The 17,566-nt window shown below is 40.6% G+C and carries 18 protein-coding genes, 2 tRNA genes and 2 pseudogenes; 10 read left to right on the forward strand and 12 right to left on the reverse strand.

The annotated features are described in order from the left end of the window. Window positions 1-99 precede the first annotated feature (99 nt). The 3 genes and pseudogenes from ubiB to ubiE all read right to left on the reverse strand — a co-directional run bounded on the left by ubiB (window position 100) and on the right by ubiE (window position 3,164). Window positions 100-1,732 (reverse strand): annotated as a pseudogene (gene ubiB, locus NYR89_RS07215) (ubiquinone biosynthesis regulatory protein kinase UbiB). Beyond that, entirely contained in the window at window positions 1,729-2,361 is a 633-nt protein-coding gene (locus NYR89_RS07220; RefSeq protein ID WP_279445294.1) for a ubiquinone biosynthesis accessory factor UbiJ, read from the reverse strand. Before NYR89_RS07220 ends, ubiB begins: the two are co-directional and overlap by 4 nt. 35 nt (window positions 2,362-2,396) lie before the next feature. Beyond that, complete coding sequence (ubiE, locus tag NYR89_RS07225; RefSeq protein WP_279445295.1) at window positions 2,397-3,164, reverse strand: bifunctional demethylmenaquinone methyltransferase/2-methoxy-6-polyprenyl-1,4-benzoquinol methylase UbiE; 768 nt, start codon at window positions 3,162-3,164, stop codon at window positions 2,397-2,399. Window positions 3,165-3,464: 300 nt separating this feature from the next. Between ubiE and corA the strand changes: the two genes are divergently transcribed. Further along, window positions 3,465-4,418 carry a magnesium/cobalt transporter CorA gene (gene corA / locus NYR89_RS07230; RefSeq protein ID WP_279445296.1) on the forward strand — a complete coding sequence of 318 codons (954 nt, stop codon included), beginning with the start codon at window positions 3,465-3,467 and terminating at the stop codon, window positions 4,416-4,418. Between the two features lie 131 nt (window positions 4,419-4,549). On the opposite strand, the gene NYR89_RS07235 is transcribed toward corA, so the two are convergent. From NYR89_RS07235 to NYR89_RS07250, 4 genes are all read right to left on the reverse strand, one after another. Beyond that, window positions 4,550-4,639, reverse strand: a tRNA-Ser gene (locus tag NYR89_RS07235). Window positions 4,640-4,722: 83 nt separating this feature from the next. Continuing rightward, window positions 4,723-4,812 (reverse strand) — tRNA-Ser (locus NYR89_RS07240). 105 nt (window positions 4,813-4,917) lie between these two features. After that, window positions 4,918-6,024: a tRNA (uridine(54)-C5)-methyltransferase TrmA gene (gene trmA, locus NYR89_RS07245; RefSeq protein ID WP_279446660.1), complete on the reverse strand. Its 1,107-nt coding sequence runs from the start codon at window positions 6,022-6,024 to the stop codon at window positions 4,918-4,920. Between the two features lie 155 nt (window positions 6,025-6,179). Then, complete coding sequence (locus NYR89_RS07250; RefSeq protein ID WP_279445297.1) at window positions 6,180-6,512, reverse strand: MaoP family protein; 333 nt, start codon at window positions 6,510-6,512, stop codon at window positions 6,180-6,182. Window positions 6,513-6,804: 292 nt separating this feature from the next. Between NYR89_RS07250 and yedE the strand changes: the two genes are divergently transcribed. Beyond that, a complete protein-coding gene (gene yedE / locus NYR89_RS07255) occupies window positions 6,805-8,025 on the forward strand; it encodes a selenium metabolism membrane protein YedE/FdhT (protein ID WP_279445298.1) in 1,221 nt (406 codons plus the stop codon). Window positions 8,026-8,042: 17 nt separating this feature from the next. Then, window positions 8,043-8,312, forward strand: a complete 270-nt coding sequence (gene yedF / locus NYR89_RS07260) for a sulfurtransferase-like selenium metabolism protein YedF (protein ID WP_279445299.1) — start codon at window positions 8,043-8,045, stop codon at window positions 8,310-8,312. 66 nt (window positions 8,313-8,378) lie between these two features. On the opposite strand, the gene ddc is transcribed toward yedF, so the two are convergent. From ddc to radC, 5 genes and pseudogenes are all read right to left on the reverse strand, one after another. Next, window positions 8,379-9,914 (reverse strand): L-2,4-diaminobutyrate decarboxylase, encoded by a 1,536-nt coding sequence (gene ddc / locus NYR89_RS07265; protein ID WP_279445300.1) that lies wholly within the window; start codon window positions 9,912-9,914, stop codon window positions 8,379-8,381. A 129-nt stretch (window positions 9,915-10,043) separates the two neighbouring features. Continuing rightward, window positions 10,044-11,408: a diaminobutyrate--2-oxoglutarate transaminase gene (locus NYR89_RS07270; protein WP_279445301.1), complete on the reverse strand. Its 1,365-nt coding sequence runs from the start codon at window positions 11,406-11,408 to the stop codon at window positions 10,044-10,046. A 369-nt stretch (window positions 11,409-11,777) separates the two neighbouring features. Then, complete coding sequence (gene rpmG / locus NYR89_RS07275; RefSeq protein WP_279445302.1) at window positions 11,778-11,948, reverse strand: 50S ribosomal protein L33; 171 nt, start codon at window positions 11,946-11,948, stop codon at window positions 11,778-11,780. An 11-nt stretch (window positions 11,949-11,959) separates the two neighbouring features. Then, a complete protein-coding gene (gene rpmB, locus NYR89_RS07280; protein ID WP_005599762.1) occupies window positions 11,960-12,196 on the reverse strand; it encodes a 50S ribosomal protein L28 in 237 nt (78 codons plus the stop codon). Between the two features lie 155 nt (window positions 12,197-12,351). After that, window positions 12,352-13,025, reverse strand: a pseudogene (gene radC, locus NYR89_RS07285) (RadC family protein). Between the two features lie 198 nt (window positions 13,026-13,223). Between radC and coaBC the strand changes: the two are divergent. From coaBC to slmA, 7 genes are all read left to right on the forward strand, one after another. Beyond that, window positions 13,224-14,423 (forward strand): bifunctional phosphopantothenoylcysteine decarboxylase/phosphopantothenate--cysteine ligase CoaBC, encoded by a 1,200-nt coding sequence (gene coaBC, locus NYR89_RS07290; protein ID WP_279445303.1) that lies wholly within the window; start codon window positions 13,224-13,226, stop codon window positions 14,421-14,423. A gap of 9 nt (window positions 14,424-14,432) precedes the next feature. Then, window positions 14,433-15,029, forward strand: a complete 597-nt coding sequence (locus NYR89_RS07295; RefSeq protein ID WP_279445304.1) for a YcxB family protein — start codon at window positions 14,433-14,435, stop codon at window positions 15,027-15,029. Between the two features lie 62 nt (window positions 15,030-15,091). Then, complete coding sequence (locus tag NYR89_RS07300) at window positions 15,092-15,379, forward strand: hypothetical protein (protein WP_279445305.1); 288 nt, start codon at window positions 15,092-15,094, stop codon at window positions 15,377-15,379. After that, the gene (locus NYR89_RS07305; protein ID WP_279445306.1) at window positions 15,380-15,664 is read left to right on the forward strand and encodes a hypothetical protein; all 285 of its coding nucleotides are present in this window, start codon (window positions 15,380-15,382) and stop codon (window positions 15,662-15,664) included. Window positions 15,665-15,688: 24 nt separating this feature from the next. After that, entirely contained in the window at window positions 15,689-16,432 is a 744-nt protein-coding gene (locus NYR89_RS07310) for a hypothetical protein (RefSeq protein WP_279445307.1), read from the forward strand. Between the two features lie 59 nt (window positions 16,433-16,491). Continuing rightward, window positions 16,492-16,947, forward strand: a complete 456-nt coding sequence (dut, locus tag NYR89_RS07315; RefSeq protein WP_279445308.1) for a dUTP diphosphatase — start codon at window positions 16,492-16,494, stop codon at window positions 16,945-16,947. 11 nt (window positions 16,948-16,958) lie between these two features. Continuing rightward, window positions 16,959-17,564: a nucleoid occlusion factor SlmA gene (gene slmA, locus NYR89_RS07320; protein ID WP_279445309.1), complete on the forward strand. Its 606-nt coding sequence runs from the start codon at window positions 16,959-16,961 to the stop codon at window positions 17,562-17,564. Window positions 17,565-17,566 lie beyond the last annotated feature (2 nt).

Raw genomic sequence — 17,566 nt, forward strand, 5'->3', positions numbered from 1 at the left:
AGGTTCCTCTTTTTGTTTTTAAGTTTAAGAAAAAATTACTTGTATTATATGTTACTTTGCTTTGTGTTTCCAAACAAAAGTAACGAAAGCCAATATGCCTTATTTTCTTTGCCAGAATAAAGCTAACAAAGCGACGGATAATAAACCAATACTTATCCATAACGGCAAACTGTCAAATCGCCATAACACACCGAGAATAATCACACCGCTCACAATGCTCTGCATATTGCGAGTTTTCTGCTGTCTTTGTGTTTGTAGCGTTTTATTTAACTCATCTAAACGGAAATTAATCTGTTTCTGTTGCTGTAAAGCGTTAAATACCGCTTCCGGAAATTCAGCAAAATGTTCTCTAAATTGCGGTACACGTTGTTTTAAATCACGCAAAATTGCTTTTACACCGACTTGTTCATTCAGCCAATTTTGTAAAAACGGTTTTGCGGTTTGCCATAAATCCAGTTTGCGGATAAACCTGTCGACCTAATCCTTCAATATAGAGTAAAGTTTTTTGCAATAACACTAATTGCGGTTGCACTTCCATATTAAATTCGCGTGCCACATTAAACAGATTCAGTAACACATGACCAAAAGAAATTTCCAATAGCGGTTTAGCAAAAATTGGCTCACACACCTCACGAAAAGCCTGTTCAAACGCATCAATATCGGTATCCGGCGGTGTCCAGCCCGATTCCACGTGCATTAATGCCACACGGCGATAATCTCGATTAAAAAAGGCAACAAAACTTTCTGCCAAATAACGTTTATCATTTTGGTTTAGCGTACCGACAATACCGCAGTCAATCCCGATATATTGCGGATTTTCCGGGTGTTCAGGATTAACGAAAATATTACCAGCGTGCATATCTGCGTGGAAAAAGCTGTCACGAAACACTTGAGTAAAGAACACTTGTACACCACGTTCCGCCAATAATTTCATATCCGTGCCGTTGGCTTTAAGCGTTTCGACATCCGACACTGGAATACCATAAATACGTTCCATTACAATCACGTTTTTATGACAAAAATCCGGATACATTTCCGGCACATACAACATTTCGCTATTTTCAAAGTTATTACGTAAGCGAATTGCATTTGCCATTTCCCGGGTCAAATCCAGCTCATCGAGTAATGTTTTTTCGTATTCACGCACCACTTCACTCGCACGTAAACGCTTCGCATCATTCGACAGACGAGGAATCCAGCTTGCCAGACGATACATCAACGCAATATCCGCTTTGATAATCGGTGCAATATCCGGACGAATCACTTTAATCACCACATCTTTACCGGCAAGCGGTTGATTTTGATTAAATTTTGCCGTATGAACCTGTGCAATCGAAGCGGAAGCAAGCGCTTGTTCATCAAATGCTTCAAACCAAGTTTCAAGACTGCCACCTAAGGCTTGTTCAATAATTTGGCGGGCTAATTTGCCGTCAAAAGGTTCAACCGAGTCCTGCAATAACGCAAGCTGATCCGCCAATTCTGGCTCAAATAAATCACGACGGGTAGAAAGCATTTGCCCGAGCTTAATCCACACCGGCCCCAACTCTTGCAAAGCTAAACGTAAACGCACACCGAACGGCTGATCTTTGTGCTGATTTCGTACCCAAAACAGAGCCTTACGTCCTAAACGAGCGTGGCGGGTAAGCGGAATATCGGGAATGATTTCATCAATACCGTAACGCAGAAAGGTAGTGATAATTTGATAAAGGCGGCGAGTATTGTTAAACGTCATGATTTATTCTCAAATTTTGCAAATTTTCGTTCAAATTCGACCGCTTGTTGCTCAAGCTCTGCCACTTGATCATAAAAATTAACCGCTTGTAAGCGATGTACCAATACCGGACGTTCGTTCATTAAATTCTCTGCGAGATGCTGATGATTCTGCTCAATTTGCCCTTTGAGTTTGTTAAATAATTTTTTGGCAAAATCAGTTGAAGTTTGAGACAGTACGTCGCCAACAAAAGGCGACAACAATTCGGCAGGATCTTTTTCCAATTCATCTAACAATACGGTGAAATGTTGTAACACCTGAATATCGCCGTTCAGCACCAATGATTTATTATTAATCAGCTCGGTTAATTTCGCTTTATCAGCAAGTTTCGGTAAGGTTTCAAACGAAAGTTGTACGTGGCAATCCGCTTCACCCTCGTAAACCGACAGCCATTCCGCACGAGTTTCACTAAAGATTAGATAAAAATTAACTGCCGGCGAGGTTAATTCAATATGTAAGCATTTACCCACTAACTTACGTAATGCCGGCAATACGTGTGGCGAACGCTGAAGCAAGGCATTAAAAGCGGTTTCTATCGCACCGAATGCAAACTGTGACAACATAAGTCGCTGTTTAAGTTGAGATAACATAGCGTATTCCTTGGATTCCAATTCAAAAAGATAAATTAAAACTTATATCCTCGATGTAACGCTACAATACCAGCACTTAAGTTGTAATAATTTACGCTTTCAAAACCGGCATTTTCCATCATCGCTTTTAATTCATCTTGTTTCGGGTGCATACGAATTGATTCGGCAAGATAGCGATAGCTATCTGCATCGTTTACCACCACCTCACCCACTTTCGGCAGAATATTAAAAGAATAGAAATTATATAATTGGCTAATCGGATCAATAATCGGTTTCGAAAATTCCAACACAAGCAAACGGCCACCCGGCTTCAACACACGAAACATCGAACGTAACGCTTTATCTTTATCGGTCACATTACGCAAACCGAAACTGATCACCACGCAATCGAAGGTATTATCCGCAAACGGCAAACATTCCGCATTTGCCTGCACATAATTCACATTTCCCACTACGCCTAAATTACGCAATTTTTCACGACCAACTTCCAACATCGAGCTATTAATATCGGCTAACACCACTTCGCCGCTTTCGCCGACAATGCGTGAAAATTTTGCGGTAAAGTCACCAGTTCCGCCGGCAAGATCCAACACTTTTTGCCCTTTACGCACACCACTGCAATCAATGGTAAAACGCTTCCAAACACGGTGAATACCAAACGAAAGCAAATCATTCATTAAGTCATATTTGCCAGCAACGCTGTGGAATACATTAGCAACTAGTTGCTGTTTTTCTTCTTTAGCAACGGTTTTAAAACCAAAATGCGTGGTTTCGTTTTCAGTCGTGTGTTGTAAATCAGTCATTGTCAAATTCTCATCGATTATTTCAGAGTGCTAACGATAGCAAAAAAGCGGTCATTTTTCCTTAAAATTTTGCAAAATCAAGCAAGTAAATGACCGCTTGCTTGACTAGAAAGCGGTTAATCTGTACCATTCGCACACTATTTTTATTTGAGGATTACAATTTTGGACAGTCACAGTCGATACTTATCAGATTTCTAACCCACTTGTCCAAACCCTCTGGTTGCCGACAAGTCGGTAACTCTCGCCTAGTATCTTTTTTGTTCCTTTTTGTTCATTACCTCCTAACCATTGGAGAATAAAATGATCCGTGCATTTGCTTTAGATAACGCACGTCTTATTAGCGTTGACGAAACCGCTACCGATCAGCTAAATGATGCGATTTGGATTGATTTGATCGATCCAAGTGATGACGAACGTAGCGTATTACAGCGTGGTTTAGACCAAACCCTTGCAGAAGAACACGAATTGGAAGACTTAGAAGCTTCTGCTCGCTTCTTTGAAGACGAAGACGGCTTACACCTTCACTCTTTTTTCTATTGTTTAGATGACGACGATTACGCCGATATTGCCACCGTTGCATTTACCATTCGTGACGGGCGTTTATTTACCCTGCGTGAACGTGATTTACCGGCGTTCCGTTTATATCGAATGCGTTCTCGCCGTGAAAAGTTAATTGATAGCAATGCATACGAATTACTGCTCGACTTATTTGAAACCAAAATCGAGCGACTTGCAGACGTGATCGAAACAATTTATGCAGATTTAGAAACCTTAAGCCGTGTAATACTAAACGGTAAGCAAGAAAGTGAAAATTTTGACGATGCACTTTCGGATTTAACCGAATTGGAAGACGCCAGCTCAAAAGTGCGTTTATGCCTGATGGATACGCAACGTGCGTTAAGTTTCTTATTGCGTAAAACCCGTTTACCAAACAATCAGCTTGAACAAGCTCGTGACATTATGCGAGATATTGAATCACTCCAACCGCATAATGAATCGTTGTTCCAAAAAGTGAACTTCTTGATGCAAGCGGCAATGGGTTATATCAATATTGAGCAGAATAAAATTATGAAGTTTTTCTCGGTCGTATCAGTAATGTTCCTGCCGGCAACATTGGTCGCTTCCACCTATGGGATGAACTTTGAATTTATGCCGGAATTACATTTTAAATACGGCTATCCGATGGCAATCGGCTTAATGATTTGTGCCGCTGCTACACCGTATATCTACTTTAAACGTAAAGGTTGGTTATAAAATGCAGAAGCACAGAATGTAAGTTCTGTGCTTTTTTGTTAGCTGTAAGCGGTTAAATTTATCAGGAAATTTGCAAAATTTTGCCAAGAAAAAACCGCTTGTAATTTGCATTACAAGCGGTTCTAAATAGATGGCGGAGGAAGTGAGATTCGAACTCACGGAGGGCGTAAACCCTCGCCGGTTTTCAAGACCGGTGCCTTCAACCACTCGACCATTCCTCCGGATTGAAAACATATTCTAAATTGTATTCTCTTTGAGAGAAAAAAACTTGCTGATTTATCGAATCAACAAGTTGTAAATTTGATGGCGGAGGAAGTGAGATTCGAACTCACGGAGGGCGTAAACCCTCGCCGGTTTTCAAGACCGGTGCCTTCAACCACTCGACCATTCCTCCGTTGAAAACGAGCGGAATAATATAAGTTTTATCAAAATCGGTCAAGCGAAAAATCGTTAAAAATCATCAAGTGATTTATTTTTCAGCATAACCGACTATTTATGCTTATTTCCTAATCAGCCACACGCCACTTTCTACGTGATGAGTATAAGGGAACTGATCAAACAGTGCCGCACGCTCAATACGATGCGTTTGGGTTAATTGCTGTAAATTATCTGCTAACGTATGTGGATTGCACGAAATATATAAAATTCGCTCGTAAGCCTGCACCATATTTAGAGTATCTTGATCTAAACCAGCTCGTGGTGGATCAACAAAAATCGTATTGCAATTATACGCTTTTAAATCAATTCCTTTTAAACGATTAAATTCACGCACACCATTCATCGCTTGAGTAAATTCTTCCGCCGACATTCGAATAATTTGCAAATTATCAATCGCATTCTGCTCAATATTGTATTGTGCTGATTGAACTGAAGATTTTGAGATCTCTGTGGCTAACACTTGGCGGAAGTTCTCTGCTAATGCAATCGAGAAATTTCCGTTACCGCAATAAAGCTCTAATAAATCACCGCTACTATTTTTGGTACAGCTTCTCGCCCACTCCAACATCTTAATATTCATTTTGGCATTCGGCTGAGTAAAGCTATTTTCAACTTGGCGATAAATTAAATTACGTCCGTCCACCGGCAATACTTCTTCAACATAATCACGATCTAAAGCGATCTTCTGTTTTGTTGCACGTCCGATAAGTTGTACGTTAAAACCGTGATTTTCTAAGCGTGTTTTTAATGCTACAGCTTCCTCTTGCCATTCTTCCGTCAACTTTTTGTGGTAAAGCATTGAAACCGCAATTTCACCGCTTAACGTGCTGAGATAATCCACTTGGAATAATTTACGAGTGAGTAATTCATTGCCCGTAATTTCAGCGAGCAAGTAGCTCATCATTTTATTGATCAGTTGATTAGCAATCGGAAATTGATCAACTCGATAACGTTGCTTAGTTTCCTGATCGAACATAATGTGATACAGCTCATTTTCTCCAGTCGCATTAGTGTCATGCCATACACGAAACTCTGCACGCATACGGAAATGGCTAGTTTCAGAAGCAAACACTTCAAGTGTGGGCGGATTAAAAGGTGCAAGTAAAGCGGTCAAATTTTCTGCTTTTTTTGCAAGAAGATCAGCATATTGCTCAATAGGAAGATTCATCATTTTTTACTGTCTATATTACTGCCTCAAAGTACGGCAATTTTAAAAATCAAAATAGTACAAAAAAATAAACCACAAAATACCCCGACCAACACTTACGTGTTTTCAGCGTATTCCGTGGTATATTTAAAACGGTAAATACTTAGAAATACCGATTATTCAGTCGCACTGAAATCATCACCGGCATCATTACCCGCATTACCTGAAAGCGTATAAATACGTTTGGTTTTGCTGGTTAATGAACGATATTTTAACCATGATTTTTCAATGATACTTTCAGCAATTTCATCACCTTTCATTACAGCAACAAAACGTTCTTCTTCTGCCGTTACCGGACTACGTTCGCCTGATTCTAACGCTAAACACGCTTGACCGAATTGCTCTAAAGTTTGTGCTTCACGAATAGTGTAATCGCCATGACGTGCAAAACCACGCGGATAATTTTTATCATCAAAGAAACGACGCGTAACGCTAAAACTCTCTGCCATAATATGCCTCTTATTTAAAATTTATTGCTGAATTTGGAAAGAAAAAATCGACCTACCATTAAATCAATTATTCAAAATAAGTCAAGAAAAAATAGGCATTTTCATTTTGTTATTTCAAGCTATTGACGAAAATGTTTTAATTGTTAAAATTTAGTTAATCTTTTAAAGATTCATTCGATATATCGCAAGTTTTGTGTATAGGAAATGAACAAATCTAATTGTATTCAATTCTATTTTTCATCGTTATACCTTTGCTTGTCATTTTTAACTTCTCTTAAGGATTTAAGGACTTATGTTAGAAATTTGGCAACAATTCAAACAAACTTATCTGATTAAATTTTGGAATCCAATTCCAGCTGTGATCGCGACCGGTATTCTCTCTGCCTATTATTTCGGCTTAACAGGCACTTATTGGGCGGTCACTGGTGAATTTACCCGTTGGGGCGGAGAAATCTTACAGATACTCGGTGTTGATGTTTCAGGTTGGGGATACTTTAACCTAATCGGACTGGACGGAACAATTTTAACCCGGATTGACGGCTTAATGATTCTTGGTATGTTTGCCGGTTGCATTGCCGCCGCATTGTGGGCGAATAATATGAAAATTCGGATGCCGCAAAATAAAATCCGTATTCTTCAGGCATTAATCGGCGGAGCTTTGGCCGGCTTTGGAGCTCGTCTAGCGATGGGCTGTAATCTTGCCTCTCTCTTTACCGGTATTCCGCAATTCTCTATGCACGCTTGGTATTTTACTATCGCTACTGCTATCGGGACTTACGCAGGGGTAAAATTTACGTTGTTACCAATGTTCCGACCGCCACTTAAACTGAAAAAAGGCTCAGGTAAAGTCGAAGCTAGTAATCCTAAGCACGCAAACATCCGCTTTTGGATTGGGATGATAGTCTTTATTGCTTGGGCAATGGCTTCCATCTATGTATTGCAATATTCAATAAAATTAGGTTTTGCAATGTTATTCGGACTAGGCTTTGGTTTATTGATCGAGCGAGCACAAATTTGCTTTACCTCTGCATTCCGAGATTTATGGGTTTCAGGTCGTTCACATATGGGCAAAGCGATCATTTACGGAATGTTAATCGGCACAATTTGCGTATTTAGTTACATTCAATTAGGCATGAATCCGAAGATTATGTGGGCTGGTCCAAACGCTATTCTCGGCGGTTTATTATTCGGCTTTGGTATCGTATTAGCCGGCGGTTGTGAAACTGGTTGGATGTACCGTGCAATGGAAGGTCAAGTGCATTTTATGTGGGTCGGCGTTGGGAATATTGCCGGTTCAACGCTACTTGCTTATCTTTGGGATGATTTAGCTCCGGTGCTTGCCCTAGATTATGAAAAAATTAACCTCTTAAAATCATTCGGTCCGATTAGTGGCTTATTGATTAATTATGCCTTAATGATTGCTTGTCTTATCTTTATCGTATGGTGGGAAAAACGCTTTATCAGCAAAGCGAAAGCAAGAATAGCGACAACCAATACCTATACTATTAACTAACCAAAAGGAAACACACTATGGCTTTTATCGTTATTGAACAAAAAGACAAACACCCAAGTGAAATTACTCCGGATTACACACTAGATATGCTAGGCGAACCTTGTCCGTATCCGGCAATTGCTACTTTAGAAACGTTACCAACTCTACAAGACGGAGAAATTTTAGAGGTATTAAGCGATTGTGCACAATCAATCAATAATATTCCGGTTGATATGAAAAATCACGGCTATACCTTACTAAGCGTTGAGCAAGACGGTCCAACCTTACGCTATTTAATTCAAAAATAGCGAATAAAAATCATAAAAAAAGACCGCTTGTAATGAAGCGGTCTTTTTTCACTAAAGTTTTACCAATTAATCAATCGGTGGCACGTAAGTACCGTTTACAATCGAATCTTTGATACGATCCGCTTCCGCTAATACTTGTGCTAATAACGCTTTCACGTTTTCCAAGGTTGCGATCGGGCTTAACGTGGTCATCTTAAGTGATTGTTTATCGCTCACTTTGGTTACACCGATATTTGCTTCGCCACGAGCGAAAAGCTCGTCCGCTACGTTTTGGTTTAAGGTATCGATAAATTCTGCCGGATAACCTTGCGGTACCACACGGAACAATACCGAGGCGAATTGGCTTGGCACTAACATTTCTAAGCCGTCAGTCGCGTTAATATAGCCTTCCACTTCTTTAGTTAATTTCACACCGTGGTCAATCATTGAAGCATATAAGTCTTCACCTAACGCTTCTACCGTAAACCATAATTTTAATGCGTCAAAACGACGAGTGGTTTGTAATGATTTCGCCACTAAGTTCGGTACACCGTGTGCCTCGTCATATTCTGAATTAAGATAATCCGCTTTATAATCGATAAAACGATAGTTTGCCTGATCTTTTAATAAGAACGCACCACACGAAATACTTTGGAAGAAGTGTTTGTGGAAATCTAATGTGATTGAGTCAGTTTCCTCAATACCGTCTAAGAAATGACGGAAATCTTTAGAAAGTAACAACGCACCGCCCCAAGTCGCATCTACGTGTAACCATGCACCGAATTTATTGGTGATGGCACGAATTTCTTTTAACGGATCGATTGCACCGGCGTCAGTCGTACCGGCTGTTGCCACCACACAAGCAACGATTTTGCCCTGTGCGGTTAAATCTGCCAATGTTTTCTCTAATGCTACAACGTCCATTTGAGCGTTTTCATTGCAAGGGACAGTTACCACAGATTGGAATCCCATTCCCATCATCGCCATATTTTTTTGCACTGAGAAGTGAGCATTTTCCGAGCAAACCACTTTTACATTTTTCATTGCATCTGCCGGAATACCGTCACGTTGCACAGACCATTCCGAGCCGTCTTCGTTTTTCCAGTTTTTCGCAATCGCCCAGTCACGTGCAAGTAATACGCCCATTAAGTTTGATTGCGTACCGCCTGAAGTAAACACGCCTGAAGTACCAGCACCATAGCCAACTTTTTGACGTAACCAATCAATTAAGTGTTCTTCCATAATTGAACCTGCTGGGCTTTGATCCCAAGAGTCCATTGATTGGTTGGTCGCATTAATTAACACTTCCGCAATTTGGCTGGTTACCATTGTAGGGCAATGTAAGTGTGCAAGCGAGTGTGGGTGATGTACTTTAAGACTTGGTTTTAAGAAAATTTCCACCAAGTGATCAAGCGATTGTTGTACGCCTACGCCTTCTTTTGACGGATTAAAGCCGTCAATTAATGCACGCATTTGCTTGATTGAACCGCCGGTATACATTTTGTCATTTTTTAACCAGGCACTAACCGCCTGCACCGCATTATTCATCGCATTTTCATAATCCGCGATCGATTGCGGATCATTACAGAAAAGTGATTGTCTGTGTTTTGAAATATCTATCATTTTTTCTCTCGCACCTAGCACGAGCCGTGCTAGCTTAATTAAGCTCAGCCCCATTGGGGCTAGGATATAAAAAGAGCCACAGCGTGGCTCAGATAAAGCACCCCTACACGGCTCGTGTAGGGTTTAGAATTAGCCACGCACCGCTTTAATTGCATCCGCCACAGATTGTTTGAAGCGTTTGATAAACTCTTCACATTCCGCTTGGTTGATGTTTACTGCACAAAGCACACGTACTACGTTACCGCCACGTCCACCACGTTCTAACAATAATTTATTGTTGAAACACGCTTTTTGAATTGCAACCGCTAATTCACCGTCTTGTGGGTAAGCACCGGTTGTATCTTGCGGTTTACGCTCATCAACGATATCGATACCCATCATTAAGCCACGACCACGTACATTACCGATACATGGAAATTCTTTGCTTAATTCACGTAATGCATTAGTTAAGTATTCGCCACGTTCTTGAGCATTTTTCGCTAAGTTTTCTTCACGCATAATTTTTAATGAAGCATAACCGGTTGCCATTGCTAATTGGTTACCACGGAAAGTACCGGTATGACCTGCCGGTCGCCATGCGTCAAATTCTTTACGAATTGCTAATACTGCTAATGGCAATGAACCGCCCACTGCTTTTGACATTACCACAACATCAGGTTCAACGCCTGCATGTTCGAAAGCGAACATTTTACCGCTACGGCAGAAACCTGCTTGAACCTCGTCCACAATCATTAGAATGCCGTGTTTTTTGGTTACTTCACGTACTTTTTGTAAGAAACTGATAGGAGCAGGTACAACACCGCCCTCACCTTGAATTGCTTCTAAAATAACTGTCGCCGGTTTTACTACACCGCTTTCCACATCTTCAATAAAGTTTTCAAAATAGTGTTCAACCGCTTTTGCACCGGCTTCACCGCCGATACCGAACGGACAACGATATTCATGCGGATACGGCATAAATTGCACGCCTGCCATTAAGTTTTGTACGGCATTTTTCGCACTTAAGTTACCGGTTAATGATAATGCACCGTGTGTCATACCGTGGAAGCCACCTGAGAAGGCGATCACATTGCCACGACCGGTATAAGTTTTGGCTAATTTGATTGCCGCTTCGTTAGCATCCGCACCTGATGGGCCGGTAAATTGAAGGATGTATTGATCTTTCGGGAAGAATGAAAGTAATTCTTCTGTGAATGCATCTTTTAATGGTGTGGTTAAATCAAGTGTATGTAACGGTAAACCGCTATCTAATACGTCTTTGATTGATTGCATTAATACTGGGTGGTTGTGGCCTAATGCAAGTGTTCCTGCGCCCGCTAAGAAGTCGAGGTATTCATTACCTTCAACGTCTGTTACCCAACAACCTTGTGCTTTTGCGTAAGCAAAAGGTAATTTACGAGGATAACTACGAACATTTGATTCCATTTTATCTTGGCGATCTAAGAAATGTTTGTTTGATGCGAGAACTGCTTTTACAGGAGTGGTAATTGTCATTTGAAATAAAACCTTCTAAAAAGAGGTGAAAAAAATAAGTCGGGTGCCTTGCGGGAAGCCTAAGCTTTCTGATTCTAAAAAACAGATGCCATGGGGCATTTGACTCGCTACTTATTAAAAAAAGCGTTTCAGCTTTTTTGTTTTTACCCTATATCTCCCAAAGAAAAGAATTGTGGGATAGGTTGGAAACAAGCTCAAATGTAGGGCTACATTTAAGGACGGCTAATAGTACATTTTTTTTGCAAAAAAGGAAGTAATTTTTACCGCTTACGGCAAGTTCTAAGCCTAACAGTTCAAAATCGAAACGATTACTTAATATTACATATAAAAAAACCCGACTTAAAGTCGGGTTCTTAAAACTGAATCAAATTATTTGATTTTAGCTTCTTTATAAACAACGTGTTTACGCACAACTGGATCAAATTTTTTGATTTCCATTTTTTCAGGCATATTACGTTTGTTTTTAGTTGTTGTGTAGAAGTGACCAGTTTCAGCAGTTGAAACTAATTTGATTTTCTCACGATTACCTTTAGTCGCCATTGGTTAGCTCCTTAGATTTTTTCGCCACGAGCACGGATTTCAGCTAATACTGCATCGATGCCTTTTTTATCGATAATACGCATACCTTTCGCTGTTAAGCGTAAAGTTACGAAACGGTTTTCACTTTCAACCCAGAAACGGTGAGTGTGTAAGTTAGGTAAAAAACGACGACGAGTCGCGTTTAATGCGTGTGAGCGGTTGTTACCAACTGCTGGACGCTTGCCGGTTACTTGGCAAACTCTTGACATTTTAATTCTCCAATTACTTAAGTAACGTTTAAATGGTTCGGGCGATTAGGACTCATATCAGTTTATCTAATTGCCTCGTCAGGCTCAGCCCGACCAAAGTCATATTTAAAGACCACGGATTATACTCGCTTTAATGGCGTTATTCAAGCCTCAATTTATGAATTATTTCGGCGATACTTTTCTTCCTCAAAAGAAAAATAATTGCCTTTTCCAACCACAATATGATCAACAAAACGAATTTCAACCAAATCACACGCCACTTCAATCTTTCTGGTTAACGCTCTGTCCGATTCCGAAGGCGTACAATTCCCCGAAGGATGATTATGAGCGACAATAATTGCGCCGCATTATATTTTAATGCCGCTTTAATAATTTCTCTAGGATGTATCGTTGCTTGGTTAATCGTACCGTAAAACATTTTTTCTTTTTTAATTAAATGGTTTTGATTATCCAAGAACATTACCATAAATACTTCCCGTTCTTCCGATTCTAGCTCACTCTGAAAACACATCACTGCCAAATGAGGCTCATTAATATTTTCCCTGACTTGCATTTGTTGTGCCAAATAACGCTTGGTCATTTCTTTAGCCGCCTGTAATTGAATAAATTGCGTTTTGCCTAATCCTTTAATTTGACAGAATGCTTTTAAATCCGCACTCAACAATCCCCTTAACGAACCAAAGTGTTTTAGCACCGCTTCAGACAACTGCATCACTGGTATCCCTTTAATGCCGGTACGCAAAAAAATGGCTAATAATTCATAATCGGTTAAAGATTCCACACCATAAGCCAATAGCTTTTCCCTTGGCATTAATTCGTTATCATTCATTATTTTTACTCAATTCACTGAAATAACCCCGAAGCATAAATAAGCAAACTTATTGAAGCAAAAAGGTAATGCTATTTTTTCGATATGGATCGCAAAAATCACTTTATTGTGAGTGAGTGCTTATTCAGGTAGAATGATACTAGTGATTTTCTTTGCAAAGCAGAGAAATGAATTAGAGATTAAAAGGAATAGCTATGCTTGCATAATAAGAAAATTTTAGTCGGTATTACCGGCGGTATTGCCGCTTATAAAACGATTGAATTAATTCGTCTTTTCAAAAAAGCCAATGCCGATGTGCGAGTGGTTTTAACGCCGGTCGCCGAAGCATTTGTGACTCCACTTACCTTACAAGCAATTTCAGGCAATGCCGTTTCTAATTCCTTATTAGATCCGCAAGCGGAACTCGCAATGGGTCATATTGAATTAGCAAAATGGGCGGATATCGTGGTTATTGCGCCGGCGTCTGCCGATTTTATCGCTCGTTTACGTGCCGGTATGGCAAATGATTTACTCTCTACCCTCTGTTTAGCAACCGCCAGCCCTATTTTACTCGCACCGGCAATGAATCAACAAATGTTTAAACAAACGGTTACGCAAGAAAATTTAGCCGTTTTAGCCAATCGTGGCGTGCAGATGATCGGCCCGAACAGCGGCTTCCAAGCTTGTGGTGATGTCGGTGCTGGCAGAATGTCCGAGCCGAATGAGATCTTCCAAACGGTATACGATCACTTTAATCACACACAAGATCTGAAAGATCTTAGCGTGACCATTACCGCCGGTCCAACCCGTGAATCAATCGATCCGGTTCGTTATATCAGCAATCATAGCTCCGGCAAAATGGGCTTTGCGATTGCTGAAGCATTTGCCAAACGTGGTGCACAAGTAAATCTGATTGCCGGCCCAGTCAATCTTGCCACACCGGCAAATGTCGCCCGAATTAATGTAGAATCAGCACTAGAAATGGAGCAACAAGCGGTCAAATTTGCCCAAAAATCTGCAATTTTTATCGGTTGTCTTGCGGTTGCCGATTATCGAATGGCAGAAGTCGCGCCACAGAAAATCAAAAAAACCACTGATAATGACGAGCTGATGCTTAAATTAGTGAAAAATCCGGACATTATCGCCAATGTGGCAAATTTAACCGAAAATCGCCCGTTTACTGTCGGTTTTGCCGCAGAAACGCAAGATGTAGCGAACTACGCTAAAGATAAACTTAAACGCAAGAACTTAGATTTAATCTGTGCGAATGATGTTTCGGGTGGACAAGTGTTCGGACAGGATCACAACTCGCTCCACTTGTTCTGGAAAAACGGCGAGAAAAAATTACCGCTTGCGGATAAGGGAAAATTGGCTGAAAGTTTGGTGCAGGAAATTGTTGAGCGATTTCAAGCAAAATAGGACACAAAAATGCAATTAAATTACGAATTAACCCCCGACAGTTATATTAAAGGACTACAGCAAGCTAATCTCATTTTTAGCAAACGAACTTGGCAGTCTCACCTTATTCGTGCTCTGCTCAGTTTTCCATTCATCTGTTTTATTCTTTGGTGGTGGTTCACGTTTTTTGAGCAACAAAATGCGATATTGGAAATGCTTGGTAGTTGTTATGAATTGCTCGATGAGTTTCTCAATGACGTTCAACAAACCAATCGTTGGTTAGCGATCTCTACGATCATGTTGGTGATTGTTGCCAGAGCGAAGCCATATATTGAAATGGTATTACGTTGGAACAAAGCGTTCAGCCATTATTCGCCAATGCTGATGAATAACCGCATTGAACTGCGTGAAAACGAGCTGTTTCGCCAAAGTGATATGGGCTCAACGCTCAGTTTTTACGAGAAACTCTATGCCGTTGAACAGAGCAAAGATTTTGTGCTGATCTTTTTTGATAGAGGTGCGGTCAGCCACGTTATTCCGAAAAGCGCTTTTACAGATCAGGCTCAGGTTGATGAATTTGTGGCAATAATTCGCCATAAAATGTCGCAAAAAACTGTGGAAAAATAACCGCTTACAAGCGGTCAAAAACCACTAAAAATTTGCAAATTGAATAAAAAACGGAGCGCCAAATGGCGAAAAAAATTTTGATAACGTTAGGGGCGATTTTGGGCTTAGCGACACTTGTCGCAACAGTATTTTTCCATCTGCTTGGACAAAGTTTGGGGAAAGCTGATCCAACACCGAAATTTATCACGACTGAGCCGATGACAGCGAAACATCTGGCATTACCTATGGAAACAACGATTTTCTACGACGGTAGTAAAACAAGGGCGAAATATCAGCAAGAAAAGCCGTTAAAAGAGGAGCTTGTTTCGAGTATCCATCTTCCGATAACTAAGCCATTAATGTGGGGCTAAATGCCCGTGACAGACTTTTCGGATTACAATACGCATCTTCTTATTAACCCGATTTGGGAGGCAGAGATTAAATCAACCCACCGCTTTTTTAAGCTGTGGCGTGAATGCAATAATCATCTTGCTTTTCGGGTGAAAGACAAAACAAGTTGGCAGTTTAACCCTCACAACTTTGAGGTTTCCCCTGAATTTGGTCGCGGCTTTAATGAAAATTTCAAGGCTGGCTCGCCGAAAATGCAGGAAATGATTGAGGTGTGGCAACATTTGCAAAAAAACACCAAAAAATAACCGCTTGTATCAGGAATATCATCAATGAAAAAAATTCTCAGCATTGCACTACTTATGCTTTCATCAACTGGGCTTGCGAATAGCCCGATTAAAGCTCAAACAATGAAATTGGTGCATAATGAGGCTAAAAGTCTGGAGCTTTGTCGCCAGTTACCGAAATGTAGCAGTTTAGTGAGGTTATACCAAGCGACAAATGGCGACCTCTATTTGAGCGATGGCACGCCTCAGTTAGCCCTTTTCCCGAAAAGTAATGGCTATAAACTGAAAAATCATTGGGATTTTTCCAATTATCAACATCGGGCTGGTAATTTTGCTGAGCTAGAAGCAGAACCCTATTATAGCATTGCTCCTGCTCTCTACCCTTTAGCAGAGGGCAAATGGGCAATAGCGTTAGAGAAAGTCTGGTCTGAAATGTATTCGGGCGGTTCTCGTAGTGCCAGTTTTGCCGATTTCTTACAAATCAATGAGGACAACAGTTACCAACTGGCACTACAAGCCATTTACTTTTATGAAGGCGAGATGATTAGAGCCTGCTTTAGTGAAGAAGATGTGCAAAAATTACACCAATGCCACGATACAGCAGATACCATTTTAAAAATTCGCTATCAAGATGTCGGCAAACCTTACTATCAATGGCATTTAACCTATACACAAACAGAGCAACATTCTACGGACAAAAAACCTCGCAAGCTCAAAGAGTGGACAAACACTGTAATGCCGTTTGATAAATGTAACGTGCAAGCATTATGCGATGATGAGAAAGATTAGAAAATTTGCTTTTATCGCAAGCGGTCAAAAAAGATAAAAATTTTACAAAAGGACAAACAATGAAACAGATCGATTTAAAAATTTTAGACAGCCGTATCGGCACCGAATTTCCGCTCCCGACCTATGCAACCGAAGGCTCGGCAGGCTTGGATTTGCGAGCGTTAATCAACGAGCCGATGACGGTAAAAGCGGGGCAAACCGTGCTGATTCCAACGGGGATTTCAATCTACATCGCCGATCCAAACTTGGCGGCGGTGATCTTACCCCGCTCAGGTTTGGGGCATAAAAATGGGATCGTGCTCGGCAACTTAGTTGGCTTAATTGACAGCGACTACCAAGGGCCTTTAATGGTATCATTATGGAATCGTAGCCAAGAAGACTTTACCGTGAATGTCGGCGACCGTATCGCTCAACTGGCTTTCATCCCAGTAGTTCAGGCAAGTTTCAATATCGTGCAAGATTTTGAACAAACCGAGCGTGGCGAAGGTGGTTTCGGGCATTCGGGTAAGCAATAATAGGATTCACTATGACAGAGCCTAAAATTAAAATGCCGAAAAAATCCGTGGTGGAACGTCGCCAGCAAGTGCTGGAAGTGTTAATCGGGTTACTAAATTCTGAAGACGGTATGCGACGAGTAACCACCGAGCGTTTAGCCGCGGTGGGTGTATCAGAAGGGGCGTTATATCGCTATTTCTCAAGTAAAACCAAAATGTTTGAAGCATTAATTGAACGTATCGAGCAAACGCTAACCAGTTATATTAATGCCAGCAAACGCAAAGAAAATTCGACTGCATTAGCAGTGAAAGCCATTCTCTATACCGTAATCGAATTTGCTCGCAAAAATCCGGGGGTAACTCGTATTCTAACCGGCCATGCACTTATGTTTGAAGACGATCAATTAAAAGTTCGTGTTGCAAAATTTTTTGACGGCTTGGAGTTTCAATTTGCTAATATTTTACAAATGAGTAAATTACGTGAAGGTAAATCCTTTGAAGATGAACGTGCGTTAGCTGGTTATTTGGTTAATTTTTGTGAAGGTCAATTTTTACGTTTAGTACGTTCTAACTTCAGTTATAACCAACACCAACATTTCGAAAAACAATGGGCATTAATTAAACCGTTATTTGAGTAAAT

This window comes from Actinobacillus arthritidis (assembly GCF_029774155.1).
In the GTDB taxonomy this organism is placed as follows: domain Bacteria; phylum Pseudomonadota; class Gammaproteobacteria; order Enterobacterales; family Pasteurellaceae; genus Actinobacillus; species Actinobacillus arthritidis.

What these genes read in the sequence shown, in the direction of transcription:
- NYR89_RS07220 (WP_279445294.1), bottom strand. Translation starts at nt 2,361, where the DNA reads ATGTTATCTCAACTTAAACAGCGACTTATGTTGTCACAGTTTGCATTC.
- ubiE (WP_279445295.1), bottom strand. Translation starts at nt 3,164, where the DNA reads ATGACTGATTTACAACACACGACTGAAAACGAAACCACGCATTTTGGT.
- corA (WP_279445296.1), top strand. Translation starts at nt 3,465, where the DNA reads ATGATCCGTGCATTTGCTTTAGATAACGCACGTCTTATTAGCGTTGAC.
- trmA (WP_279446660.1), bottom strand. Translation starts at nt 6,024, where the DNA reads ATGAATCTTCCTATTGAGCAATATGCTGATCTTCTTGCAAAAAAAGCA.
- NYR89_RS07250 (WP_279445297.1), bottom strand. Translation starts at nt 6,512, where the DNA reads ATGGCAGAGAGTTTTAGCGTTACGCGTCGTTTCTTTGATGATAAAAAT.
- yedE (WP_279445298.1), top strand. Translation starts at nt 6,805, where the DNA reads ATGTTAGAAATTTGGCAACAATTCAAACAAACTTATCTGATTAAATTT.
- yedF (WP_279445299.1), top strand. Translation starts at nt 8,043, where the DNA reads ATGGCTTTTATCGTTATTGAACAAAAAGACAAACACCCAAGTGAAATT.
- ddc (WP_279445300.1), bottom strand. Translation starts at nt 9,914, where the DNA reads ATGATAGATATTTCAAAACACAGACAATCACTTTTCTGTAATGATCCG.
- NYR89_RS07270 (WP_279445301.1), bottom strand. Translation starts at nt 11,408, where the DNA reads ATGACAATTACCACTCCTGTAAAAGCAGTTCTCGCATCAAACAAACAT.
- rpmG (WP_279445302.1), bottom strand. Translation starts at nt 11,948, where the DNA reads ATGGCGACTAAAGGTAATCGTGAGAAAATCAAATTAGTTTCAACTGCT.
- rpmB (WP_005599762.1), bottom strand. Translation starts at nt 12,196, where the DNA reads ATGTCAAGAGTTTGCCAAGTAACCGGCAAGCGTCCAGCAGTTGGTAAC.
- NYR89_RS07295 (WP_279445304.1), top strand. Translation starts at nt 14,433, where the DNA reads ATGCAATTAAATTACGAATTAACCCCCGACAGTTATATTAAAGGACTA.
- NYR89_RS07300 (WP_279445305.1), top strand. Translation starts at nt 15,092, where the DNA reads ATGGCGAAAAAAATTTTGATAACGTTAGGGGCGATTTTGGGCTTAGCG.
- NYR89_RS07305 (WP_279445306.1), top strand. Translation starts at nt 15,380, where the DNA reads ATGCCCGTGACAGACTTTTCGGATTACAATACGCATCTTCTTATTAAC.
- NYR89_RS07310 (WP_279445307.1), top strand. Translation starts at nt 15,689, where the DNA reads ATGAAAAAAATTCTCAGCATTGCACTACTTATGCTTTCATCAACTGGG.
- dut (WP_279445308.1), top strand. Translation starts at nt 16,492, where the DNA reads ATGAAACAGATCGATTTAAAAATTTTAGACAGCCGTATCGGCACCGAA.
- slmA (WP_279445309.1), top strand. Translation starts at nt 16,959, where the DNA reads ATGACAGAGCCTAAAATTAAAATGCCGAAAAAATCCGTGGTGGAACGT.